Raw genomic sequence first — 23,831 nt, 5'->3', positions numbered from 1 at the left:
TCCCCTCACCGTCATTCCGGCCTTCGCCGGAATGACGACGGGGCGAGATTGGCGCTAGTGCCAATAGCCCCATCTCTCCGCCGATGGATGCGGCGGAGGGAGCAGATCGCGCAGTTAAGTCGTTGAGGCTTGTCGCAAGTTTGTTTTTCAAAACAGCATTCTCGGGAGCTGATCATCATGCGCGTCATGACATGTCTTTCTTTCCTCGCCCTGGCCACCGTCACTGCCAGCGCTTTCGCTCAATCGCCAGCCACTCATCAACCCACGCCGCAGGAATACGCCCAGCGCAACCAGCAACTCGAACAGGCTGCCTTGCAGGTAGCCGACCTGGTCGACAAGGGGCAGGAAGGGCAGGTGTGGGATGGTGCTTCCGCCATGACCAAGCAACTGGTGGCGCGCGATGCTTTCGTGAAAGGCGTCAGCACGGATCGCCGCACAGTGGGAACGCTGATAACGCGTACGCCGGCGAACCTTTCCTTTAGTGAATCCGACGGCAAGAAGCTTCCTCCGGGACTGTTCGCCAACGTGGCATTTGCTACGCGCTTCGCCAATGAAAAACAGCCGGTGCGTGAGCTGATCTCGTTTCACTTGGATGGTGACAATGTGTGGCGCGTGACGGGGTATACGTTGCGGTGATGTTTGGCTACTGCCCGCTCGCTTCGCTCGCACCCCACCCTAACCCTCCCCTGCAAGCAGGGGAGGGGATCGATCCCGCGGTGATGTGCTCCCTCCCCTGCGATAGCAGGGGAGGGTTGGGGTGGGGTTGCTTGTGCTTTAGCGTGCAACCAAATTTTGCCAGATAACTTCCAAGACATCTCCCGTCTGCAACAGCACTTCATCATTCCAAAAGCGCAACACACGAAATCCTCGCGCTTCAAGCCTGCGAGTCCTGACTGCGTCGTACTCTGCAGCGTCCACATGTTGACCACCGTCGATCTCAATCACGAGCATCGCGGACAGGCAGACAAAATCGACGATGTATTCGGCGATCGGATATTGGCGCCGAAATTTATGAGCTTCCAAATTCCTGTGGCGAAGATGACGCCACAAGTGACGCTCTGCGTCCGTACTGTTGCGCCGTAGTTGTCTGGCGTAGTTCCATTTTTCTTTCAACGCAATAGCGTAGTTTGGTCGCGAGGTTGATTTAGCCCATCCCGGCCCTCCCCTGCACGCAGGGAAGGGAGTGGATCTACGTAAGTAAGAAGCTCACGGCTCTCACATCCGCCTCATTTAGGCATTGTCGACCAACACGGTTTTCGCAACGGCACGGCAGCCGGGCTCAACATGAACTGCTGCTTTCACCCCTCCGCCAGGAGCTCATGACTTGCCGCGGCGATACGGCTATCGTCCGTATCGAAATATTTTGCGCGGAAAAAAGGAGCATCCATGAGCGTGATCGGCAAGTTTTTGGTGAGCGGTGCGGCCACATTGGCCGTGGGGTTTGGCTTGTTGGCGGTCACTACGCCGTCGCACGCGCAGCAGGGGCCACAAGGTGCGTATTGCGCCAGTAACGACAACCGCTTCGCCCGTTGCCAGGTGCCCTGGCGCGATGCGGTGCTGGTGCAGCAGGCATCCAAGGTGCGCTGCATACGCGACCAGACGTGGGGATTCGATCGCAACGGCATCTGGGTAGACAAGGGCTGCCGTGGGCAATTCGCCCCGGCATACGGCCGGCCATCCTATGGCGGACCGGGGCCTGGCTGGAGTCGTCCGCCACAGTCGTTTCAAGTGCGTTGCGAAAGCCACGGCGGCAGCCGCCAGTACTGTCCTGCGGAGCTGCACCGCGATGATTCGGTGCGCATCGTCAACCAGCTCTCGAGCGCCGATTGCCGGCAAGGTCGGAGCTGGGATTGGTCACGCGATGGCATTTGGGTAGATCGCGGCTGCCGTGCCGTTTTCGTCGTGGATCGCCGCTACTGACGGCGTGCAGGTTGGGTTAGCGCAGCGCGCAACCCAGCCTCTTTGAAGGGAGACATGCCGACTGATGCTGCGCTGATCCCACCCGCAGTTCGATGGCATCCGTTGATCAAGCCGTCCACACAATGAAAAGGGAGTTCGTCATGCGCCGCTATCTTCTTCTAGGTTTGTTGTTGGCCAGTATCACCGCGCAAGCCGCAACATCGCTGCGCGTGGGTGACAAGGTGCTGACGATCGGTGACAGCGCCGCCTATGTGCAGCAGTTGATGGGTCCGCCAACGGTGCGTACTTATTTGCATCGGACGGACGGTAGCCTGACGGATGACCAGGTGTCGCGTGGCGAGCAATGGCAATACGTGCAGGACAACAAAATAGAAATCATCACCATCGTCAACGGCAAGGTCACCGACTTCCAAACGCAATACCATTGATCGCATGCCGATACCGACGCTCGTTACCGAACGGCTGATACTTCGTGGCGTCACCGAAGCGGATGCCGATTCGTACGAGCGTCATTTCGTCGACTACGACGTGATCCGGCACTTGTCGGCGGAAGTGCCCTGGCCTTATCCAACGGGCGGCGTGCGCGCCTTTATTTGCGCTGCGATCGTGCCGGTGCAAGGCCACGATCGCTGGGTGTGGGGGTTGCATCGCAAAGATGTCGATGGCGTGATCGGCGCCATCGACTTGCGGCGTGATGGCGAACGGAAAAATCGCGGGTTCTGGCTGGGTCGCGAATTCTGGGGCAGGGGCTACATGACCGAAGCGGTGATCCGCGTGAACGATTTTGCGTTCAATGAACTGGGTTTCGAGCGTCTGCTGTTTGCCAATGCCGTGAGCAATGAGCGTTCTCGCAACATCAAGCTGAAAACCGGTGCCAGGTTCATCGGTGTCGCGCCGGGAAAATTTGTGGATGCCGGCTATACGCAGCAGGAGATGTGGGCGTTGACGAAGGAGCAGTGGCTGGCTTGGAAAAGCCGAATCAGCGAACAGCGTTGATGCCAAAAGCCTGCAGCACCCACGTCGCATTGAGTACCAACACCGCCGCCGTCGCCGCCCACGCAACCCCTTGCAAGCGGGGACGATTGCGATGCACACCCATCACATCGCGGCGGCCAGTCAGCCAAACCAAGGCCAGCATCGGCAGTGACAGTGTCAGGCTCAGAATCACCTGGCTCGACAACAGCGCCTTGGTGGGATTGATGCCGGCGCCCACGACGAAAAAGCTGGGCAGCATGGTGATGGCGCGCCGAAACCACAGCGGTATCCGCCACTTCACAAAGCCCTGCACGATGACCTGGCCAGCCATGGTGCCGACCACCGAGCTAGATATCCCCGAGGAAATCAGTGCGACCAGAAACAGGCCCGCAGCGGCAGCGCCCATCGCAGGCCCTAGTATTCGATAGGCATCCTGGATGTCGGAAACGTTGGCGTGGTGATCATGAAAGGCGCTCGCCGAAGCGATGATCATCGCCACGTTGACGAAGCCGGCCAAGGCGAGGGTGATGCCGACTTCGCGATGGGTGAATGTCACTAGCTTGGTACGCTCGGCATCGGTTCGCACGGGAACGCGCGCCTGGGTCAAGCCGGAATGCAGATACAGCGTATGCGGCATCACCGTGGCGCCCACGATGCCTACGGCGAGGTTCAGGGCATTGGCGTCGGGAAGCTCATGGCCAACCAGTCCTTTGAACACGCCGCTCCATGCCACGGGAGATAGAAACAGTTCCGCGGCGTACGCCATGCCGATCGCTCCGACCAGCACGCCAATCGCCAGTTCCAGTGGCCGGAAGCCACGGTTTCCCAGCAGCAACATGGCACACGTGATGGCTGCCGTGATGATCAAGCCGGGCAGAAGGGGCACGTGGCACAACAGCGATACGCCCAAGGCGCCGCCGAGCAATTCCGCCAGATCCGTCGCCATCGCAGCCACTTCGCTGGCCAGCCACATGCCCAGCACCAGCGCGGGCGGCAGATGCTCGCGCGACAACTCTGCAAGGTTGTGCCCGGTAACGACGCCCAGTTTGGCGGAAAGCATTTGAAACAACACCGCGGTGGCGCTCGCCAGCACCACCACCCACAGCAAGCTGTAGTTGTATTGCGCGCCGGCCTGGATATTGGTGACGAAATTGCCGGGGTCCATGTACGCAACCGAGACGACGACACCCGGTCCGACCAGACCCAGCAAGGCGCGCCAGTTGCCACGCCGCTCGCCCAGCATTTCGTGCACGGAGTGGGTGATTTTCTCCGAGCTGGATAAGCGGCGATCGAGGACCAGGGTGTTCATCGGTACACGTATTCGGCTTGCCGGCGGATCACACCGGCGCAGTAACTGTCGTGACCGAATCTAGCGCCGCCGCCGGTTGGGGTGAATTCGATTTATCGGATGGCGGCGATAGCCCAGGTCAATAGGGTGTCGCTTTTACGTGACATCACCCTTCGCCAACCCGCACCACCACCTTCCCAAAATGCTTTCCTGCCAGTAAATCCATCAAGCCTTGTGGTGCTTGCTCGAGTCCATCCACGAACGCCTCGCGCACGGTCACTTTGCCTTGCGCCACCCATCCACTCATATCGCGCAGAAAATCCGCAAATTCGGTCGCGTAGTGATCGAGGATGATGAAGCCTTCCACGCGCAAGCGCCGTGCCAGAACCAGCCCCATCAACTGCGGCACGCGATTGGGTCCTTCCGGCAACTGCGTTGCGTTGTACTGCGCAATCAAGCCGCACACCGGCACGCGTGCTCCGATATTGAGCCGCCGCAGTACGGCGTCGAATACGGCGCCGCCGACGTTTTCGAAATACACGTCGATGCCTTTGGGCGTCACCGCGGCCAGTTGCTCGGCAAAGTCGGGTGCACGATGATCGATGCATGCATCGAAGCCGAGTGTTTCCACCGCATAACGGCATTTATCGGCACCACCTGCGATGCCGATGGCGCGTGCGTGTTTGAGCTTGGCGATCTGCCCGACGGCCGAGCCGACGGCACCGGTTGCTGACGCCACCACCACCGTCTCACCAGGCTTCGGCTGCCCGATCTGCAGCAAGCCGTGATACGCGGTGAAGCCAGGCATGCCCAATACGCTCAGCGCCAGCGAGGGCCGGCTGATGCGACTGTCGAGCGCGTGGATGTCGTTGCCATCGGAAAGCGCATAGTCCTGCCAGCCGCTGGCGCCCAGTACTACATCGCCCACTTTGAACGAGGGATGGCGCGATACTTCCACACGGCTCACGGTGCCGCCCACCATGACGTCGCCGAGGGCTACCGGTGGTACGTACGACGGGGCATCGCTCATGCGGCCACGCATATACGGATCCAGTGAAAGATAGATGGTGCGCAGTAGCACCTGGCCTTCGGCGGGTTGCGCAACCGGCTGGTGTTCGAGATGAAAATCACTTGGCTTGGGTTCGCCATGTGGGCGCGACTGCAACACGATGCGGCGATTGACGGTCGGTGTCATGGGATTTTCCTTGGGAGCGATGCCACGCTTAGTGGTATCCGTTGCCGTGATAACGAGGCGCGAGTTTGTGTGCGGCGAAAGCGTCTATGCATGCTATCCGACGTCATGTGTCTGAATCCTGCGCCTCGGCAAGGAAGGCGAAACAGGAGATATTTTCACGATGTCTTCACATCCTTGGCGACGTGCCGATGGGGCATCGCACCGGCTTATCTCAGCCATCGAAGTTGATGCAAAATGACACGCGATGCGTGGGGCATTCGAAGGGGGCAAGGGGATGGCCGTAAGCATGCGGGCGAATGCGGCCGATGCGGGCCGCTGGTTCCGGCGCTTCAATGCGAGCGCCGGTACCCGCCGCCGCCTGATCTGTTTTCACCACGCGGGTGGCGGCCCCTCGTTGTTCCGGGACTGGCACCAGCACCTGACGCCGTATACGGAGATCTGGGCAGCCGCGATTCCAGGGCGGGAAATCCGTGCTGCCGAACCGCCGCTCTATCGTCTGGATACGCTCGCCCTGATGCTGGTCGAGGCGCTGCCGCTCGACCTGCCGTTCGCCTTTTTCGGTCACAGCCTGGGCGGCGTGGTCGCTTTCGAAGTGGCGCGGCAATTACACGAGCGCCGTCTGCCTCTGCCGCAGCGCCTGTTCGTATCGGCTTGCCCCGCACCGCAGTTGTGCCGGCGCGAACGATCGCGCGCCACGCTAAGCGATGCCGAACTGCTGCGCATGCTGGAAAGTTTCGGGGGCACGCCCAAGGAAATCCTCGGGCATCCTGATTACCTGCAAATGGTGTTGTCGGTGCTGCGCGCGGACTTCAACCTCATCGATAGCTACGTGGTGCCGGAGGGCAGCGCCTTGCGGCTGCCCATCACCGCCTATGCCGGGACGGCCGATGCGCATATCACGCCCTCGCGAATACTCGCCTGGCAGCACTGGGCATCGCCTGGCTTCGCCTGCCGCAGCTTCGAAGGCGATCATTTCTATCTCAATCATCAGCGCGCGGCGTTGATCGACGACCTGCTGTCGCGCTGGAGCGGCGACGAAGCACGCCGAGCCATGCGCGCATGAGCGATGCCAGTGCGATCGATGGTGACGCGGCGGTGGTGGCAAGCTGCCGGCTCATCATGGTTCACGCGACATCTGCGGCATTGTGGCAAGAAGCTCGCCGCCTTTGCGACGACGCCCTGGCGCAGGGCTTCAGCTTCGTGGCCATGTTGCGTGATGCGGAGGCCTTTGCTGACGAAGGTCTGCTGACGGAAGCGGATCGCCAACGCGCTGCGCGCTTTCGCCAGCCGCGCGATCGCCACAATCTCGTCTTGGGCCGCACCATGGTTCACCATCTGGTTCGCCCGCATGGCGCGTTGGCGCCATGCAGTTTTTCCGTCGGTCCTTACGGCAAACCCTTTTTGCCCGACGCCCCAGCCTACAATCTCTCGCACTCCGGCCCCTGGATTGCTTGCGCAGTCGGCCGCGCCGAACCCATAGGTATCGACGTCGAAACGTTCGCCCGCCTGCGTGATTATCAAAGCCTGCTGCCCACGATTGCGCACGAGACCGAACGCCGCAGCATCGAACAGGCAGCGCCAGACCATCGGCTGATGCTGTTCAAGCGCTGCTGGACACGCAAGGAAGCCGTGTTGAAGGCGACCGGCGTAGGGCTCAGCGACAAGCTGCAGGCTATCGATGTTTGCCTCGATCAGAACGAACCCGTGCTTGATGTCCCGCTGCCGTTGCGCCTGGTGGATCTGCCGATACAGGGCGAGCCGGTGACGGCCTCGCTTGCGCAGTCGCCTTCCGTGGCGGGTGTCGTCGTCATGCTGGTCCTGGCCGACATCGCAAGCAACGAGAAGGTGTTCGTGCACAATGGCGGCCCACGGCCACCCGCCGTCTGAAACACAGGAGGTGATCCATGTTCGGCAGTATCGTTCTTGAAGCCGCCATCGGCATGATCGTGTGCTTTGGCTCGGTTGCGTTGATTGCAAGCAGCCTTCAAGAGGCCATGGCCTCCTTGCTTCGCATGCGTGCGAGGACGTTGTTGAAAGGCGTCGACCAGCTTTTGAATGGGCATCCGCTGGTGCTGGACATCTACAACCATGCGCTCGTGAATCCGCGCAGCAACGGCCGCGCGGAAAGCATCGGCAACCTGTCCATGAAGCTTGCGCCTTCCTACATCGTGCCGATCAATTTCGCGCGTGCGATGGTGGATTCGCTGGATCGAGGGCAAGTGACGTTTGGCAATCTGCGCCCGGTGCTTGAAGGCATTTCCGATGTGCAGATTCGTACCTGCCTTTGCAGCATGTATGACCGCGCCGCGGGCAGTACGGCCAATTTTGAAGCCGAGATAGCCCAATGGTTCGACTCCGCCATGGACCGCATCTCGGGTGCGTACAAACGGCATGCGCAATGCTGGGCCTTTATCCTTGCGTTGACGGTGGCCATCGCCTTCAACATTGATGCGAGCCACGTGTTGACACACCTATGGACCATGTCGGCCACCGGTGTGCTTCATTTGCCTGTGACGGGACCGGCAACGGACGTCGCCGGTGCCTTTTCGTCCTTGGGCAAGTTGCCGATTGGATGGAGTGCTGCCCCCGGCTTCGGCATGGCGATGATTGCCATGATTCCCGGCTGGCTCATCACGGCATCGTCGTCACTGTTCGGGGCGCCATTCTGGTTTGGCTTGCTGGGGAAGGTCACGAATCTTCGTGGTGCAGGGGACAAGCCCAATAACGCTTGATGCGTCTAGCCGCGTAGATTGTCCCTCTGATCCGTCGTCCCGGCGAAAGCCGGGACCCAGTGACTTTGGGGCTCCTCAAAGTCGCTAGGCCCCGGCTTTCGCCGGGGCGACGGGAAACAGACAACTTTCGTTATGGTGGGTGCCGTGACGTTGCGTGGCTGTGAGGTGCAAACCTCAACATGGCATCTTGGCTTAGCTCCGTGATTGCCTGCCCATCCCAAGCATGCCATCGTTGCTGGCACTTGCCAGGCACCCAAAAAGCCAAGCCCCCATGCCCGTCATACCGGAACCACTTCCTGCCTCGCACGTGAGCCATCGCGCATTGACCGTCATCGCCACGGGCGTCGTGCTGGCGTTGCTGTATTTCGGCAAGGATGTGCTGGTGCCCGTCATCCTGGCCATGATCCTGGCGCTGCTGATGGCGCCATTCGTGCGCATGCTGCAGCGGATCGGATTGGGGCATGCGTATGCCGTCTTGGTTGCCGTGTTGTTGCTGGCGCTGTTTGCGACGGGCCTGATGACGGTTATCGGCTCGCAGATCGTGCATCTTGCCGGCAGCCTGCCGCAGTACGAGATGACCATTCGTGCCAAGGTGCAGCTGTTGCACGACGTGACCATTGGTCGTTTGCAGGCGATGCGCGGTGAGGCGGGCAAGTTGATCAACGCGCTGGGCACTCGGAGCGAAGGGGCAGGGCAAGCGACACTAACCCCCATGGCTCCCTCCTACGCGGCGCCCGGATTGCCGACCCTGGGCGGCGGTCCTTGGGATGCGATAAGGAGCGTGCTCTCATCACTGTGGAGTCCGTTGGAAACGGCCGGTATCGTTCTGGTCGTGCTCGTGTTTATCCTGCTTGAGTACGAATCCCTGCGTGATCGCTTCATCCGTGTGATAGGTGGCACCGATCTGCGCGCAACCACCGTTGCGATCAATGATGCCGGCCAACGGTTGTCGCGGTTTTTCGTCTCGCAGTTTTCCGTCAATTTCGGTGTCGGCTTGGCGATATGGCTGGGCTTGGCGGCCATCGGGCTTCCCAACGCATTGTTGTGGGGAGCGCTCGCCGCGGTACTGCGTTTTGTACCTTATGTGGGCGTATGGCTGGCCGCGCTGCTGGCGGCTTTGCTCGCGGCGGCGGTCACGCCGGGTTGGTCGCTCATGCTGCTGACGCTTGGCTTGTTCGCCGCCGTCGAAGTGATCGTCAGCCAGTTGGTGGAACCGCAGCTCTATGGGCATGCCACCGGCTTGTCACCGCTGGCTGTGGTGGTGGCAGCCATTTTCTGGAGCTGGCTCTGGGGGCCGATGGGGCTGGTGCTGTCCACGCCGCTGACGCTTTGCCTGGTGGTGGCTGGGCGGCACGTCCGCTCGCTCACGCTGCTTGAAATCCTGCTGGGCGATACGCCTGCCCTGACCATGCCGCAGCGCTTCTACCAGCGCGCGCTTTCCGGAGACTCCCAGGAAATCATCGCCGCTGCGCGCGAATTTCTGCGGCAAAAATCCTTTGCCCGATATTGCGACGTCGTGTTGCTGCCGGCGTTTCAGCTTGCACAGATGGATCTGCGGCAAGGCACCATCAATCCGGATCAATTGCGCCGGGCACGCAGCGCCGTCGTGCGAGTCATCGAAACCCTCGGCAGGGACACGCCCGTGCAGCCACGTTGGCGCCGGCGCACGTCCGTACTCGATGACGACAACATCGGTCATTACCTCCGGCAACAGCGCGAGCAGGTCAGCGGACGCTGGCAAGGTCCGCTCGCCGTGGCCCCGGGATCGATCGTGTTGTGCATCGACATCGGCGTTCGCGAAGACGATCTGCTGACCGAGGTGTTGGTGCGCGTTCTGCGGGAACTTCACATCGACGCGCGGCATGTCTCCATGCAGGACGTGGAGGATTTTGCGCAGGAACACCATCCGGAAGCCACGCCCAACGCCGTCTCCATGGTGCAGGTGGTGATTGCCGATGCCACCAACGAGTGGGAGCGGGGCGATGCCGTAACACGGGAACTGCGGCAAAGGTTTGCCGACGCCACGATCGTCACTGTCGTGCTCCCCAATCTCCTGGAAGATCCGGTGCTGCCGGAGACAGGGCCGCACGTTGATGCTGTCGCCAAGTCATTCGAAGAAGCGGCGCAGTACGCGCTCAAGAAATTCATGCCGTAGGTTGCGGTCTGTTTCCAGCCAGGCTAGCCGCGATCCATGCGCTTCTGCATAATAGTCATACAATATGATTGCATCGCGGCAAAGCCAGGATTTACTCAATGATTCGAATCAGTGTCTTGCTGGGGGCGGGCATGCTTGCCGCGCTCAACCTTGCGCACGCCACCGCACCCGAGCCGGCAGCCAAAACGGCACACCTCCAAGGCCCGCTGTTGCCATCGGGAGCAGACCCGTGGGTCACCCAGCGTAACGGCATTTACTACTACACCAGCACGGAAGGCGACCATATCTCGCTGCGCACGACGACGGACATGGCGCGCTTGGCCGATGCAAAGCCTGTTGTGGTGTGGCGCGCACCGCAAGAAGGCCCCAATTCTGCTTCGATCTGGGCGCCCGAGCTGCACTACTTGGACGGCAAGTGGTATCTGTATTACACCGGCGCCGACAAGGCCCATAACGATGACCAGCATCGTCATGTTTTCGTGCTGGAAAATGATTCAGCGGATCCCACGCAGAGCCAGTGGCTCGATAAAGGCATGCTGAAAACACATTTGAACGGCATCGACGGCACGGTATTCGACCATGCAGGCAAACGGTATTTTGTCTATTCCGCGTACGTCGGCGACCACAGCGATTTGATCATCGCACCCATGACCACGGCCTGGACGCTGGGCGAACCGCAAGTAGATATCGCGCATCCTACCTACAACTGGGAAATGCAGGGCGGCCGCAAGATCATGGAAGCGCCGGAATTCATCCAAGGGCCACGTAGTACGTTGTTTCTCACGTATTCGGCCAGTGCGTGCTGGTCGGACGGCTATTCGCTAGGCCTGCTGCAGGCCGATCCCGATGCCGATTTGCTTGACCCTGCGTCGTGGCATAAGTCACCAGCGCCGGTATTGACCAGTTCGGCCAAGTTCGGCTTCTACGCACCCGGGCACAACGGGTTTTTCAAAACCGCCGATGGGCAGGACTGGATCATCTTCCACGCCAACGCCGGCCCCGGTTGGAAATGCACGCCGCGCCGGGCACCGTACATCAAGCCGTTTCATTGGGATGCGCAAGGGCGGCCCGTGTTTATGGATGGGGCGTAGGGCGCAACGATTCATTCACGCGAATCGATGGCGAGTGGAGTAAATGTTGGGTCGGCCGGATCAGTGATCGAAAGCCGCCTTCGGGCGGTTGCCTGTCCACAACCGACGGAGACCCAAGCCATGTCCGATCACGTCTACAAGACGATTGAACTCACCGGTTCCTCAAAGAGCAGCAGTGACGAGGCAGTTCGCTGCGCCATCGAGCGAGCATCCAAGACCGTTCGCGATATGCGTTGGTTTGAAGTGACGGGTGTCAGAGGGCATGTGGAGGGTGGCAAGGTGGCGCACTGGCAGGTGACGGTGAAGGTGGGTTTTACGCTCGAATAGCATGTAGGTTGGGGTGCAAACCCCAACATCGCCATGTCGATCGACATCATCATGTTGGGGTTTGCACCCCAACCTACGACAGCGGTTGTTTTCAGGCTGAAACAAGCTCGTCGACACGATCCGCATCCGAAGGCGGTGCATCCGCAGCGGCATTCACCGGATTATCCAATCGGCTAAGCAGCCACGGCAGCGTCACCGCGAGCAAATAGAACTTGGACGCAAAGAATTTGTTGTCCAGGCAATCGCGATGCTCCTCCAGCCATTTCGATGCGCCAGGAACCAGCGTCTGCACCTGCAGGGCAAAGGCATGGACCTGCTCGAAGCGCTGCTGCGCCAGGCCCTGCACATCGAAGCGGAAGGAACCCTTGGCTCGCACATAGGGCAATGCCTCGAAGCGTTGCGCGATATAGCGGCGCACCAGCACCTTGTTCACCCCGCCGCGGCCGATCAGGAGGTCATCCGGAACGCTGTTGAAAATCCATTCGCAAAGCTGCGGGTCGCAATACGGATAGGCGAGGCGCAAGCCCATGGTGGGTGCGGTGTACATGCCTTTGGCGAACCCTGCCGCTTCCATCACGACGAGCACGATGCGTCGCACGGCCTCGGCGGATTCCGCAGCCTGCATGTCGTCCCGATAGGCATCCATGCGTTGGCGCGAATAGCCGGACACATTCGCGCCGAGAAGCTCATCCACCTCGCTATCGCTGAAACGCGAGCCTGGGAAATAGCGTTCGAACCCGTGCATTTGCAGTGTGCCGAGTGCAAAGCAAAGCTTGAAATGGCGGCGTACGAGCGGGTGCCTGAGCCATGCGCCGGGTAGACGGGCACTTCTTGCCAACCAATAGAGAACGCGGTCTCTCAGATGCAAAGGCACACCAAAGTAGGGGTCTGCGCCCAACGCATCGATAATGCCGTCGCCGTGGTGAAGGCCGATTTCCGTCGCAACGTCCACGTACGAGAGCGTGGCAAAGTCGGCCGTCAGCAAAGGTATGCGCGGCGCGACGGCCACGTAGCGGTCGTAAGCCCGTCCCGGATCACACACCCATCCTTCGTGGCGCAGGCCTAGCTGGCGCGCCACGAAACGTGCCGAGTCGACTTCGTTCTCCTCCTTGCCGCCCAGATAGGTAATGCAAGTCGTATCGGGACGCGCGTCCGCCACGGCGATGGCCAGCGACGTGGAGTCCTTGCCGCCGCTCTGCAACAACCAGGGAGCACGCATAGTGGCCGTGCTACGTTGCACGGCCTGGGTAAGCAATTGATGGAAGGTATTCAGCAAGGTTTCGTCGCTCACTGCACCGGAAGCAGGTCGTGACGTAGCGGAGGTGGATTGATAGGCGAAGTGGAATCGAAACTCGTCCTGCATGCCCTGTTGCAGGGTGAAACCGGTCTGCACATTCTTCACATCACGGTAGATGGTGTGCGGCGGGTAAACAAAGCCGTTGCGCAGCAGATCGGCAAGTGACACCGGATCGATAGCATTACCCGATGCGCGTGGCGTCTCCAGGGGCAAAAAATCCAAGGCGCCGTAGGGGCTGGTATGGAGATGGGTTGTCCTGTTCATCGCCGGTAACCAAGCCGGCCAGTCGAAACGCAATGTATCCACGCAACCACCTACGGTTGATTCCAGATCAGCAGATCGCCATGCGGAACGAGTGATGGCCCAATCGAGGCGCAGACCGTCATCGCTTTGGTACGCGCGCCGACGCCACCGCAGCTGAGTAAACCAACATCATGGTCAAGCCAACAAAATGTGGCGCGACGTCATCGTCATGATGTCTTTACGTAGCGCCACGCGTGGTACGGGGTTTTACAACATGCTGCCTTTCGTGTTTCTCGCGCGAATCTTAGGAAATGCTTTGTATACACGCGGTAAAAATACACATTCCAGAGCGCATATGGATGCATCGTTATCGCATAAGCGTTCAGCTTCACCAGGCTCGTCTGCTACACCTCGAAGGCAAAATTCGGCCTCGCGTGGGCGGGTTTCAGAACAGGGGCGCCTTCGATGGTTGTCAGTGCGCTGTCCAGCAGCGATGGGAGTGGCGGAAGTGCAGCCTGCAACGCGGACATGGCGACATCCTGCGGTACATCGCCGGCGCGCGGAAAATCGCGCAGCAATTGTTCGAGCACCTGGTTTTGCACGCGGCCGCGCTCATAGGCGTACGCATACGGCAGCAGCGTAAACGTGACCATGCGATAGCGCGACATAAAATATTCCGGTGACCATTGCGTCATCCGCGTGCTGAGTTCGAGTTTGGCGAGGTAACGGGGATCGGCGACCGAATCGCGCATCTCCACGTAGTTTTCCAGCGTCATGGCGGCGATGGCGTCGGCATTCGGTTTGCGGATCTGCTGGAACTTGGCGAATGCGCCGGCCGTATCGCGGCCACAGCCGGCCAGCAGCTCGGCCAACACCACCGTGTCCTCGAAACCACAGTTCATGCCTTGGCCGTGAAAGGGTGCAATGGCGTGTGCTGCATCGCCAACCAGTACGGCGCGCCCGTCGATATGCCAGCGATCGAGATAGAGCGTGGCAAGCTTGCCGACAGGGTGGCCGTCGTAATCGTCGGCAAAGCGCGGCATCAGCGGAGCCAGGTCCGGAAAATCGCGGCCAAAAAAGGCGCTTGCCGTCGCGGCGTCCCGCAGCGTGTCAAAACTGGGGTGAGGACCATGCAGTGGCAGGAACAGCGTGACATTGAAGCTGCCGGCGATGTTCGGCGTTGCAATGGACATGTAGCCGCCGCGTGGCCAGATGTGCAGGGCGTGAGGTTCAATCGCAAAGCGACGGTGGTCGGCGGCGGGAGGAATCTCCAGTTCCTTGTAGCCATGGCCTAGTGGTTCCACGCGAATGCCGAGCGGCTGGTAAAGATCCATGGCGGCACGCAGGGCGGAGCCGGCACCATCGGCACCGATCAGCAAGCCGGCACCATAGTCACGCTGCACGTCCTCGCGATCGATCAGCGAAAGGCATTGCTCATCGATATCGGCAGACACCAGCGTCTGCCCGAAGTGGAAGGTGGCGCCGGCTTCCTCGGCCGCATCGACCAGCAGCGCGTTGAGACCGCTGCGTGAAATCGACCAGATGACTTCGCTGTCGTCGACACCATAGCGTTGCAACCCGGCTTCGCCGCCAAGCGGATGCACCATGCGGCCGCGCATCATCACGGACTTCTGCAGTGCGCGCTCCGCCAGCCCGGCCGTGCGCAACGCCTGCAGTCCGCGCTCGGCAATGGCGAGGTTGATGGTGCGCCCGCGCTTGAACCCGATGCGTCGTGGATCGGAACGTTTTTCGAAGACCGTCACGGCAAAGCCACGCTTGGCCAGAAGTTGTGCGAGCAGCGCGCCCACCGGGCCGCCGCCGATCAAGGTCATTGCTTGCCGGGCCATTCCTACTCCTTGATGCAAAGGTCGTTTTCAAAAACTCGGCAGCGAGAGTTTCAGTGCGATGATCAAGAAGGGATGAAGAAGCCGTCGCCAATCGTTGAGTGGCGGGTGATGCATGCGTGAATGCCGTGGCAAAACGATGTCGTCAAGGTGTTGCAGAGGCCGCTAACACGCTGAAATTTGGATCGAAACAATGATTGTGATTTTTTTATTGAAAATCACACGGAATGTGGACATTGGCGAATCAAAGCTGAAGGCAATGTTTTCCGGCGATCGTCATTGCCGTCGTGGCTACTGCAGATATCGGACGACGAGATGCGCAGCCTCGCCGACGAGCGTTTCAAATGCATCGTCAGCACGTAGGTTGGGGTTTGCACCCTGATATATCCCCACGATTTGCTGAGGAAACGGACGTGCGCCCTTTAGGGTCCGAAAGCGCCGCAGGCAATGCCTCATTCTCCCGCGCGCCAGCTCGGAGCGATGCGACAAAAAAAACGCCCGCAATGCAGGCACATCGCAGGCGCAAATCGACACATTTGAATGACTAACCCGCGGGAAGACTCGGGACATCATGCGTATGTCCGCCGTGTCCCCACACGTCGAATACATAGCGATGCCAGTCGCTACGCTCAACTCGGCAAAACGCCGAAGAACATCGATACGCACGCGTTATTTTATAGGCCCGCAAACGGAAGACCATTTCCCGATGGGGAAGGCTTCCAGTGCAAATAGGCCAAATTTTTCGTGGAAAATTGCGATGGCCTATTTAGGCCGGCAAAGACATTTCCTTGTCCCAATTTGGACCGTGAGCAAGTGACGGCAATCGCTTAACTTGCCTCTAACAGCGTTGACTTTTCTCCTTGGCGACTCCGGAAAGCCGAGGCGCTTCTGTGCGGGGAAAGAGCGCTATCAGGACATCCATAGGGGAATTTGTTGCATGAAAGATCTACGACACAAGTCGCTGTGCCTGCTTATTTGCGCGTCGCTTGCAGGTTCCATTGGGCATGCCGGTGTGGTCGCTGCGCAGACGGCAAATGATTCATCCGCACCCGATACGCAGGGAAAGCCGCTGCAGGTGATCCAGGTGACCGGTTCGCTGATCCGCAGCGTCGATATCGAGCAGGCGCAGCCCGTCGTGACCATTTCGGCGCAGGATATCCAGCATCAGGGCTTTGCAACGCTGGGACAGCTGCTGCAGAACCTTACCTCTACCTCCACCGCGGACATCAGCAAATCCAATCCCTCTGATGCCAGTACGGATGTGGGCGGAAGCTACGCCGACCTGCGTGGCCTGGGCTCGACGCGTACGTTGATTCTCATTGACGGCAAACGCGTCGGCAGCTCCTACACGGGCATGACCAATCTCGACACCATTCCCGTTTCGATCATCGATCACGTGGATGTTCTGGCTGACGGCGCGTCGGCGGTGTACGGTTCGGATGCCATCGGCGGCGTCATCAACGTCATTACCAAGAAAGACTTCAATGGCGCGCAGATCGACATGTACGAAGGCAAGTACATGCCGCACGGCGACGGTACGCAAGGGCAGTACGGCGTGACCTTCGGCAAGAGCAATGCGCGCGGCTCGATCCTGTTCTCCGCGCAGTACCAGAATCAGGATGGGATCAGTGCCAACCGCCGTCCATACAGCGCTTATCCCTTGACGGACCGGTTTCCGCTGAATGGCCTTGGTGAAGGCGCCTATGGCAGTTTCGTCAATGCAAACGGCGGGATTTCCGTGCTCAATACCGGCGGCGATCCGCGCAACATCAATGATTACCATGCGCTGGTGCAGCCGACGGTGGCGGCCAACGGCGTGACCACGAATGCGGGCGACAGCTACAACTACAGCAATCAGGTCAGTCTGCTCAGCGCGACGACCATGAAGAACATGTTTCTTGCGGGGCAGTACAACATCTCGGACAACCTGTCCGCGCATTTCAATGCGGCTTTCAACCAGGACGACAATACCTCCGAGCTGGGCGGCTTTCCGCTGTCTTCGTCCAGCATCACCTCGTCGGTGCCGCAGTACAACAATCTGCTGCTGTCGGCCCAGAGTTATTACAACCCGACCAATGCGGACGGCCAGACGCCGACGGATCTTTCCTTCCAGCGTTACGTGGAAGAACTGCCCCGCCAGACCATCAACAAGCAGGAAAATGTTCGCTTCAGCCTGGGCTTGCAGGGTTATTTCCAGCTGGGCGAGCATCAATTCAGCTGGAACGCGGATTACTACGACACGCGCTACACCGGTACCGTCATCACCCAGGGCAACTTCTATCTGCCTCACCTGGCGAATGCGCTCGGGCCGTCGTTCCTGGCTTCCAACGGCACGGTGGAGTGCGGTACGCCCGGCAACGTGATGGCAGGCTGCGTGCCGCTGAATGCACTTGCCGGTCCGGGCGGCTACACGACGTCGATGCTCGACTACATCGCCGTCCCCACCTACGAACACTACGGCAGCTCGGAAAAAGGCCCGCAGATCGACATCAGCGGCGACGTGCTGGAGTTGCCTGCCGGTGAGGTGAATGTGGCGGCAGGTGCTACGCATCGCTCCGTGTCCGGCTATGACACGCCCGACCTGAATTCGATGGAAGGCCTTACCACCAACCTCAGCGGACAACCTACCCGCGGCGGCTATGGCGTGAACGAAGCCTATGGCGAAGTCAGCGTGCCGGTGCTGAGGGACCTGCCGATGGCGAAGTCGTTGAACGTGGACGTCGCCAGCCGTTTCTCGCACTACACCAACTTTGGCAATACCCACAACAACCAGTACAAACTCAGCTGGAAGCCGATCGACGACCTGCTGGTTCGCGCCAGTTACGGCTCCGGTTTCCGCGCGCCGGCAGTGGCCGATCTGTATGGCGGCGTCAGCACCACCTATCCCTCGTACACCGATCCCTGTGATGTGACCTATGGCCTGGCCCGCTACAACGCGACCGTTGCGAAGAACTGCGCCAATGGCACCGGCGGCCAGCCTGCACTGAGCAAGCAGGCCTTGAGCGCGGCCGGCCTGGGCAGCGAGTACACGAATGGTTTCATGCAGGAACAGGCACCCGGCACACCGACGACCTCGCCAGGCGGTTACCCGGTGTACCAGCCGTTCACCGTGGGCGGCAATGCCAGGCTGCGGCCGGAAACGTCCAAGAGCAAGCAGTTGGGCTTCGTATACAGCCCCGGCTATCTGCCTGGTTTCAATGCCACGGTCGACTGGTTCGATTACAAGGTGCGCAACGTCATCTCCTATATTTCGCCGGATGAGGTGTTGTACAACTGCTACGCCCTGGCCATTGCCCGCGATTGTGGTTTGTTCCAGCGCTCGGCCAGCAATGACTACCAGGTCAGCGGTTTGTTCATGGGCGAGGAGAACCAGGGCTTCATGCGTGCGACCGGTTACGACGTGAACCTGTCGTATGCGCTGCCGAAGTTCTCCTTCGGCGAGTTCAAGCTGATCTCGCAGTCCACCTACTACACACGCAACGAAAACCAGCAATACGACAACACGCCAGTCACCTCGAACAACGGCATCGGCTCATCCTGGCGCGTGCGTTCCAACTTCACCGTCAGCTGGAACTACCACGACTTCGGCGCGGACTGGACCCTGCGTTACTACTCACCGCTGAAGGACTCCTGCTACAACCCGCAGTACTCGGCGTTCCCATGCACACTGCCCAACTATTACCAGCCGGGCGTGGGCATCACCCCGATGACGCAGGTCCCGTCGGTCACGTTCAACGACGCACAGGTGCACTGGAAGTCGCCATGGGGCGGTGTCATCGCGCTGGGCATGAACAACGTGTTCAATCGCAAGGGACCGTACGTCTACGGCTCGGGCACGAACACCGGCAGCGATACGATGTACTCGTACAACGCGTCGTATGACTACGGGCGGTTTGTGTATCTGCGTTATACGCAGAAGTTCTGAAGCGCATAGCTCGCAGGTTGGGGTTTGCACCCTGATATATCCCCACGTTTTTTTGCGTTGTCCAAGCGAAAAAGCTGAAGTTCAGGTCAATGTTGTTTCAGAGCGAATCGTCATTCCGGCCTTCGCCGGAATGACCACTGGCAACGTGGGGATATCTCAAGGTCTGCACCCCAACCTGCATCGCAAGCCCTCTCTCGGAAACGAAGAGGGCTTTTTTAATGCCAATTCAACCAAATTCCCCTGCACCAGCACTTACGACGTGCCCCCATGCCAATCCGGCGGAGACCGTAGTGAGTCGTACCTACCAGCTAGAAGCAGGAAGCCAGGCCGCCACGCTGAATGAAGCGCAGTTGCTCGATACCCAGCGTGCTTTCGACAGCGTTGCCGCCGACTACGACGGCCCGCGTGGCAACAATGAGCTGATCCAGCGCATGCGTCTCACTCTGTGGGACACCGTGCGCCGTGAAATCCCGGCCGGCTCGCGCCTGCTCGATTTGGGCTGCGGCACGGGCCTCGATGCGGTGGAATTTGCATCGCGCGGTTACCAGGTGGTGGCCAGCGACTGGTCGCCGCGCATGGTGGAACGTACGCATGCACGTGCTGCCGCCGCAGGTATGCAAGCGCAGGTCTCGGCCGTGCACGTCGGCGTGCAACAGCTCGACCGCCTGGAAGGCGGGTTCGATGGGATCTACTCCAATTTCGGCCCGTTGAACTGCGCGCCGGACATGGTCGAGGTAGCCCATCAATGCGCGCGCCTGCTGCGGCCCGGCGGCAAACTGGTGTTTTCGGTCATTGGCCGGATCTGCCCGTGGGAAACCGGCTACTACCTGTTCAAGGGGCGCTTCAAGCGCGCGAGCATTCGTGCGACACGCGGCGTCACCGCGGTGGGCATGAACCGCCACACGATCTGGACGCAGTACTACCTGCCGCGCGAGTTCTATCGTGCCTTCGCACCGCACTTCAGCTTGAACGGCTACCGCGCCTTGAGCCTGTTCATGCCGCCGCCGTACTTGGTGGATGTCTATCAGCGCCGCCGCAAGTTTGGCGAATGGCTGGGCCGGCTCGACGATCGCTTCGGCGCATGGCCCTTGCTGCGCGATATGGGCGACCACTTCTTGATCGTGATGGAGCGGCGCTGACGCGATGGACGGGTTGCTGGCCAGCACGCCTGTCAGCTTGTGCCATGCGGCGGTGCTAACGCCGGAAGGCGTGATGCGTACGCCGTTGCCGATCAGGGCAGGGCGCATCGATGCCGTATTGGCGTCGTTGGCCTATCGCGTCGACTTGCGCGATCACCTGATTTTTCCCGGCCTGATCAACGCGCACGATCACCTGCACGTCAACGCCGTGCCGCCATTGCCCGCGCATGCGCCATTTCCCAACAGCTACGCGTGGATCGGCGCGTTCCAGGCGCATTTCCAGCATCCCGACGTGGTCGCCGCACTGCAGGTGCCGAAAGCCTTGCGCATGCGTCATGGCGCGCTGAAGAACCTGCTGGCCGGCACCACCTGCGTGGCGCATCACGATCCATGGCATCCGGCGTTGGATGAGGACGATTTTCCCGTGGCGCTGTTGCGCGACTACGGGTGGAGCTACGCGCTTGGCTGGACCGATTATGGTCCGCCGGTGCGCGAGAGCTTTGCCGCCACGCCCGTGGACCGCCCGTGGTTGATCCATCTGGCTGAAGGCACCGACGTTGTCGCGGATGCCGAACTGGCGCAGCTGGATCAACTCGGCTGTCTCGCCGGCAACAGTGTGCTGATTCATGGCGTGGGCATGAGCACCCAGGATATCGGCCGGGTGATCGCACAAGATGCTGCCGTGGTGTGGTGCCCGCGCAGCAACCTCAACCTGCTGGGACGCACGCTCGATCCACGCCGTTTGTGTGCGGCGGGCCGGCTTGCGTTGGGCAGCGATTCGCGACTCAGCGGTGCGCGTGATCTGCTTGACGAACTGGCCGGCATCGTCGATCGCTACGAACTCGATCCAACCCCATTGCTGGCGCTGGCCACGACGCAGGCAGCAGACATTCTGCGCATGCCATCGCGTGGTCATTTGCGGCCGGGCGCAATAGCCGATCTGGTGATCGTGGAAGACCTCGGCGGCGATCCCGCGCGCAGCATGGTGGGTATCGAACGCAGCCAGATCCGTGCGGTAGTGCGCGATGGCGTCCCGCGCATTGCCGATACGGATTTCGCCGAATGGTTTGCCATGGCCGGTGTGGAAACCGTACCGGTAGTGCTGGATGGCAAGCCGAAACTGCTCGCTCGCCCGCTGGCGGATCCCGCCTTGCTTGCGCTGGAACCGGGGCTCGAGCTGAGCACTACCGAGCACGAGCTTGCGATGGCAAGCGGGAGCTACCCATGATGACGAGCGCACCCGTTCTTTCCCCCACCGAAGCTTATGCCTTGTGGGCGCCTCGCTATCCGGCGCATGCACACAATCCGGTGATGCAGACCGAAGAACGCGCCATGCTCACGTTGATGCCGGCGGATCTGCATGGCCTGAACGTGCTCGACGTCGGCTGCGGCAGCGGCCGCTACATGCTGCACGCCCTGCGCCGTGGCGCGGCACGCACGATTGGCGTGGATCTTTCCGCAGCCATGCTGCAGCGTGCGTACACCGAGTTGACAGCGTGCCAGTTCAATGCGGGTATCGGATTGGCACAGGGCAGCATGACGTCGCTGCCGGTGCTCAATGCATGGGCGGATCTCACGATGTGCGGCCTGGTGATCGGGCACCTGGAGCAGTTGCACCAAGCCCTGCGTGAATTGCATCGCGTGACGCGGCCGGGCGGCATCGTGTTGTGCAGCGATGTGCATCCGATTGGACCTGCGCTTGGTTGGCAGCGGGATTTCAGGCACGACGGCCGGCGTTACGCGGTAAAGCATACGCAGCATCTCTACAGTCACTGGCATGCGGCATGTAAGTCGCTGGGGCTGGTGATCGAGGATGTGCTGGAGCCGATGCTGGATCCCGCGGATATTCCGGCGGATGCGAATTTTGATCGCACGGCGCTGGATGTGCCGGTGGCGTTGGTGTTTCGGTTGCGGCGAGCATTCAAAGGCTGACTGATGCACGCATATTTCATCGACGCGAGAAACGGTTCCCTCCCCTGCGTGCAGGGGAGGGCTAGGGTGGGGTGCGAGCGAAGCGAGCGGCGAGGAGACAGACGCCGGCGCAAGGTGTCTCATCGCACGTTTCTTGTGATCAGAAGTGATTCGGCGAAATTTGGCTTCACGCTAAAGCACAAGCAACCCCACCCCAACCCTCCCCTGCACGCAGGGGAGGGAGCTCCATTCCGCCAGCCCATCATTTGTACAGCGCTGAGCCTATGACTCGCACTCTCCTCATCAACCCCACCATCACCTCGCGCTCCAGCGCGCGCTTCCCGCTGTCCCTGCTGAACCTCTCCGCCGCACTCGACAAGCATGGCAGCAGCGAGATCATCGACGGCAACGTCGACCGTGACTTGATCACCGCCACCTTGCACAACATGGAGGGCGGCGACTTCGATGCGGTAGGTATCAGCGTGATGGGCGGCCCGCAAATCGCGCCCGCCATCGACGTATCGAAAACCATCCGCGAACGCTTCCCGCACGTGCCGATCATCTGGGGCGGCTATTTCCCCACGCTTTACACCGACACCGCGCTCGCGGCGCCTTATGTCGATTACGCCATCCGCGGCCAGGGCGAGGAGAGCTTTCCGGAACTGGTGCATGCGCTGCGCCAGCCGCAACCCGCACTCGCCAACATCGGCGGCTTGTCGTGGAAAAACGGCGACAGCATCGTGCACAACCCGAACCGCCGTTTTTCACTGCCGGACACCGGCCTGGTGCTGCCGTACGACAAGCTCGGCGATCCACGCCGTTATCTCGCACGCACCTTTCTTGGCCGACGCACGGCAGCACACCAGGCCGCGATCGGTTGCCGTTTTCGCTGCACCTTCTGCGGCGTGGCGGCGATGTTCGGCGGCACCACCCAGCTGCCTGCTGCAGCGCGGTTGGAGCGCGACCTGAGTTATCTGAAGTACGAACTGGGCGCCGATTCCATTCAATTTTTCGACCATAACTTCTTCGACCGCGAAGAAGACATGATTCCCCTGCTCGAAGTGATGGCGAAGCTGGAAATGCCCTGGTGGTGCTATGCCCGTGCGGATGCGTTGCTGAATCTGTCGGAAAGTTCCTGGAAGCTGGTGCGCAAGAGCCGGCTGAAGATGGCCTACATCGGTGCGGAGTCGCCCAGCGGCCAGATGTTGAAGGAAATCCGCAAGGGCACGCGACCGGATCAGACGCTGGAAGTCGCCGAGCTATGTCGACGCAACGGCGTGATTCCGGAGCTGTCCTTCATGGTCGCGCCGCCGGAAAAGACCGAAGAGGAAACCGAGCACACCTTCGAGTTCATCCGCGAATTGAAACGCATCAATCCGGAAGCGGAAATCATCGTCTACATCTACACGCCACTGCCCGAAAGCAGCCGGCATGAAAAAGATCGCGGCAAGCGGCCGGGCATGGCGTTGCGCGACCTCAACGGCGAGCCGGTGGTATTTCCGAAGACGCCCGAGGAATGGACGCAACGCCAGTGGGTCGACTATGCCTGCCATGCCGATGCGCCATGGCTTACCGACAAGCTGCGCCAACGCATCCATGATTTCGTCACCGTATTGCGTTGCCGCTATCCCACGGTGCAGGACATGCGCTCGCCGTCGTGGGCCAAACGCAGCCTGAGCGCGATGGCGACCTGGCGTTATCGCTATCGGCGCTATGACCGGCCGTGGGAGTTGAATCTGGCCAATCGGCTGGTGAAGTTGCGGATGCCGCAAGTGTCGGGGCTGTAATC

General features: G+C 60.5%; 20 protein-coding genes. 15 read left to right on the top strand and 5 right to left on the bottom strand.

Annotated features, from left to right (window positions below):
• Positions 1 to 177: 177 nt before the first annotated feature.
• Positions 178 to 636 carry a DUF4019 domain-containing protein gene (locus tag IEX75_RS17370; protein WP_188796092.1) on the top strand — a complete coding sequence of 153 codons (459 nt, stop codon included), beginning with the start codon at positions 178 to 180 and terminating at the stop codon, positions 634 to 636.
• A 138-nt stretch (positions 637 to 774) separates the two neighbouring features.
• Here IEX75_RS17370 and IEX75_RS17365 read toward each other — a convergent pair whose 3' ends face one another.
• The gene (locus IEX75_RS17365) at positions 775 to 1,113 is read right to left on the bottom strand and encodes a DUF559 domain-containing protein (protein WP_188796090.1); all 339 of its coding nucleotides are present in this window, start codon (positions 1,111 to 1,113) and stop codon (positions 775 to 777) included.
• 273 nt (positions 1,114 to 1,386) lie between these two features.
• Here IEX75_RS17365 and IEX75_RS17360 point away from each other — a divergent pair, with 273 nt between their 5' ends.
• The 3 genes from IEX75_RS17360 (at position 1,387) to IEX75_RS17350 (ending at position 2,916) form a co-directional block, all read left to right on the top strand.
• Positions 1,387 to 1,920 carry a DUF3011 domain-containing protein gene (locus IEX75_RS17360; RefSeq protein ID WP_188796088.1) on the top strand — a complete coding sequence of 178 codons (534 nt, stop codon included), beginning with the start codon at positions 1,387 to 1,389 and terminating at the stop codon, positions 1,918 to 1,920.
• Between the two features lie 140 nt (positions 1,921 to 2,060).
• Positions 2,061 to 2,348, top strand: a complete 288-nt coding sequence (locus tag IEX75_RS17355; RefSeq protein ID WP_188796086.1) for a DUF2845 domain-containing protein — start codon at positions 2,061 to 2,063, stop codon at positions 2,346 to 2,348.
• A gap of 4 nt (positions 2,349 to 2,352) precedes the next feature.
• A complete protein-coding gene (locus tag IEX75_RS17350) occupies positions 2,353 to 2,916 on the top strand; it encodes a GNAT family N-acetyltransferase (protein ID WP_188796084.1) in 564 nt (187 codons plus the stop codon).
• Here IEX75_RS17350 and IEX75_RS17345 read toward each other — a convergent pair.
• Together IEX75_RS17345 and IEX75_RS17340 are read right to left on the bottom strand one after the other, a co-directional pair.
• On the bottom strand, positions 2,900 to 4,204 hold the full coding sequence (locus tag IEX75_RS17345) for an Nramp family divalent metal transporter (RefSeq protein WP_188796082.1): 1,305 nt from the start codon (positions 4,202 to 4,204) through the stop codon (positions 2,900 to 2,902). The genes IEX75_RS17350 and IEX75_RS17345 overlap by 17 nt on opposite strands.
• Positions 4,205 to 4,349: 145 nt before the next feature.
• Entirely contained in the window at positions 4,350 to 5,378 is a 1,029-nt protein-coding gene (locus IEX75_RS17340; protein ID WP_188796080.1) for an NADP-dependent oxidoreductase, read from the bottom strand.
• A 274-nt stretch (positions 5,379 to 5,652) separates the two neighbouring features.
• Between IEX75_RS17340 and IEX75_RS17335 the strand changes: the two genes are divergently transcribed.
• From IEX75_RS17335 to IEX75_RS17310, 6 genes are all read left to right on the top strand, one after another.
• Positions 5,653 to 6,441 carry a thioesterase II family protein gene (locus tag IEX75_RS17335; RefSeq protein WP_188796078.1) on the top strand — a complete coding sequence of 263 codons (789 nt, stop codon included), beginning with the start codon at positions 5,653 to 5,655 and terminating at the stop codon, positions 6,439 to 6,441.
• Entirely contained in the window at positions 6,438 to 7,265 is an 828-nt protein-coding gene (locus tag IEX75_RS17330) for a 4'-phosphopantetheinyl transferase family protein (protein WP_188796076.1), read from the top strand. Before IEX75_RS17335 ends, IEX75_RS17330 begins: the two co-directional genes overlap by 4 nt.
• 17 nt (positions 7,266 to 7,282) lie before the next feature.
• Complete coding sequence (locus IEX75_RS17325) at positions 7,283 to 8,110, top strand: hypothetical protein (protein ID WP_188796074.1); 828 nt, start codon at positions 7,283 to 7,285, stop codon at positions 8,108 to 8,110.
• A 271-nt stretch (positions 8,111 to 8,381) separates the two neighbouring features.
• Positions 8,382 to 10,265: an AI-2E family transporter gene (locus IEX75_RS17320; protein WP_188796072.1), complete on the top strand. Its 1,884-nt coding sequence runs from the start codon at positions 8,382 to 8,384 to the stop codon at positions 10,263 to 10,265.
• A 98-nt stretch (positions 10,266 to 10,363) separates the two neighbouring features.
• The gene (locus IEX75_RS17315) at positions 10,364 to 11,356 is read left to right on the top strand and encodes a glycoside hydrolase family 43 protein (protein ID WP_188796070.1); all 993 of its coding nucleotides are present in this window, start codon (positions 10,364 to 10,366) and stop codon (positions 11,354 to 11,356) included.
• A 120-nt stretch (positions 11,357 to 11,476) separates the two neighbouring features.
• Positions 11,477 to 11,683: a dodecin gene (locus IEX75_RS17310; protein WP_188796068.1), complete on the top strand. Its 207-nt coding sequence runs from the start codon at positions 11,477 to 11,479 to the stop codon at positions 11,681 to 11,683.
• Positions 11,684 to 11,774: 91 nt separating this feature from the next.
• On the opposite strand, the gene IEX75_RS17305 is transcribed toward IEX75_RS17310, so the two are convergent.
• Positions 11,775 to 13,244, bottom strand: coding sequence for an asparagine synthase-related protein (locus IEX75_RS17305; protein ID WP_188796067.1), 1,470 nt, complete (start codon positions 13,242 to 13,244; stop codon positions 11,775 to 11,777).
• A gap of 383 nt (positions 13,245 to 13,627) precedes the next feature.
• Entirely contained in the window at positions 13,628 to 15,070 is a 1,443-nt protein-coding gene (locus IEX75_RS17300; protein ID WP_188796066.1) for an FAD-dependent oxidoreductase, read from the bottom strand.
• Positions 15,071 to 16,004: 934 nt separating this feature from the next.
• Here IEX75_RS17300 and IEX75_RS17295 point away from each other — a divergent pair.
• The 5 genes from IEX75_RS17295 to IEX75_RS17275 all read left to right on the top strand — a co-directional run bounded on the left by IEX75_RS17295 (position 16,005) and on the right by IEX75_RS17275 (position 23,829).
• Positions 16,005 to 18,992 carry a TonB-dependent receptor plug domain-containing protein gene (locus IEX75_RS17295; RefSeq protein WP_188796065.1) on the top strand — a complete coding sequence of 996 codons (2,988 nt, stop codon included), beginning with the start codon at positions 16,005 to 16,007 and terminating at the stop codon, positions 18,990 to 18,992.
• Positions 18,993 to 19,327: 335 nt separating this feature from the next.
• On the top strand, positions 19,328 to 20,131 hold the full coding sequence (locus tag IEX75_RS17290) for a class I SAM-dependent methyltransferase (protein WP_229720955.1): 804 nt from the start codon (positions 19,328 to 19,330) through the stop codon (positions 20,129 to 20,131).
• A 16-nt stretch (positions 20,132 to 20,147) separates the two neighbouring features.
• On the top strand, positions 20,148 to 21,359 hold the full coding sequence (locus IEX75_RS17285) for an amidohydrolase family protein (protein WP_423373287.1): 1,212 nt from the start codon (positions 20,148 to 20,150) through the stop codon (positions 21,357 to 21,359).
• A complete protein-coding gene (locus tag IEX75_RS17280; RefSeq protein ID WP_188796570.1) occupies positions 21,359 to 22,063 on the top strand; it encodes a class I SAM-dependent methyltransferase in 705 nt (234 codons plus the stop codon). Before IEX75_RS17285 ends, IEX75_RS17280 begins: the two co-directional genes overlap by 1 nt.
• A gap of 263 nt (positions 22,064 to 22,326) precedes the next feature.
• A complete protein-coding gene (locus IEX75_RS17275; protein WP_188796062.1) occupies positions 22,327 to 23,829 on the top strand; it encodes a B12-binding domain-containing radical SAM protein in 1,503 nt (500 codons plus the stop codon).
• Positions 23,830 to 23,831 lie beyond the last annotated feature (2 nt).

The sequence above is a fragment of the Dyella nitratireducens genome (assembly GCF_014642835.1).
Classification (GTDB): domain Bacteria; phylum Pseudomonadota; class Gammaproteobacteria; order Xanthomonadales; family Rhodanobacteraceae; genus Dyella_B; species Dyella_B nitratireducens.
This window is presented reverse-complemented; position numbering and strand designations above follow the sequence as displayed.

What these genes read in the sequence shown, in the direction of transcription:
- IEX75_RS17370 (WP_188796092.1), top strand. Translation starts at nt 178, where the DNA reads ATGCGCGTCATGACATGTCTTTCTTTCCTCGCCCTGGCCACCGTCACT.
- IEX75_RS17315 (WP_188796070.1), top strand. Translation starts at nt 10,364, where the DNA reads ATGATTCGAATCAGTGTCTTGCTGGGGGCGGGCATGCTTGCCGCGCTC.
- IEX75_RS17325 (WP_188796074.1), top strand. Translation starts at nt 7,283, where the DNA reads ATGTTCGGCAGTATCGTTCTTGAAGCCGCCATCGGCATGATCGTGTGC.
- IEX75_RS17300 (WP_188796066.1), bottom strand. Translation starts at nt 15,070, where the DNA reads ATGGCCCGGCAAGCAATGACCTTGATCGGCGGCGGCCCGGTGGGCGCG.
- IEX75_RS17330 (WP_188796076.1), top strand. Translation starts at nt 6,438, where the DNA reads ATGAGCGATGCCAGTGCGATCGATGGTGACGCGGCGGTGGTGGCAAGC.
- IEX75_RS17335 (WP_188796078.1), top strand. Translation starts at nt 5,653, where the DNA reads ATGGCCGTAAGCATGCGGGCGAATGCGGCCGATGCGGGCCGCTGGTTC.
- IEX75_RS17280 (WP_188796570.1), top strand. Translation starts at nt 21,359, where the DNA reads ATGACGAGCGCACCCGTTCTTTCCCCCACCGAAGCTTATGCCTTGTGG.
- IEX75_RS17310 (WP_188796068.1), top strand. Translation starts at nt 11,477, where the DNA reads ATGTCCGATCACGTCTACAAGACGATTGAACTCACCGGTTCCTCAAAG.
- IEX75_RS17275 (WP_188796062.1), top strand. Translation starts at nt 22,327, where the DNA reads ATGACTCGCACTCTCCTCATCAACCCCACCATCACCTCGCGCTCCAGC.
- IEX75_RS17360 (WP_188796088.1), top strand. Translation starts at nt 1,387, where the DNA reads ATGAGCGTGATCGGCAAGTTTTTGGTGAGCGGTGCGGCCACATTGGCC.
- IEX75_RS17320 (WP_188796072.1), top strand. Translation starts at nt 8,382, where the DNA reads ATGCCCGTCATACCGGAACCACTTCCTGCCTCGCACGTGAGCCATCGC.
- IEX75_RS17345 (WP_188796082.1), bottom strand. Translation starts at nt 4,204, where the DNA reads ATGAACACCCTGGTCCTCGATCGCCGCTTATCCAGCTCGGAGAAAATC.
- IEX75_RS17350 (WP_188796084.1), top strand. Translation starts at nt 2,353, where the DNA reads ATGCCGATACCGACGCTCGTTACCGAACGGCTGATACTTCGTGGCGTC.
- IEX75_RS17355 (WP_188796086.1), top strand. Translation starts at nt 2,061, where the DNA reads ATGCGCCGCTATCTTCTTCTAGGTTTGTTGTTGGCCAGTATCACCGCG.
- IEX75_RS17340 (WP_188796080.1), bottom strand. Translation starts at nt 5,378, where the DNA reads ATGACACCGACCGTCAATCGCCGCATCGTGTTGCAGTCGCGCCCACAT.
- IEX75_RS17295 (WP_188796065.1), top strand. Translation starts at nt 16,005, where the DNA reads ATGAAAGATCTACGACACAAGTCGCTGTGCCTGCTTATTTGCGCGTCG.
- IEX75_RS17305 (WP_188796067.1), bottom strand. Translation starts at nt 13,244, where the DNA reads ATGAACAGGACAACCCATCTCCATACCAGCCCCTACGGCGCCTTGGAT.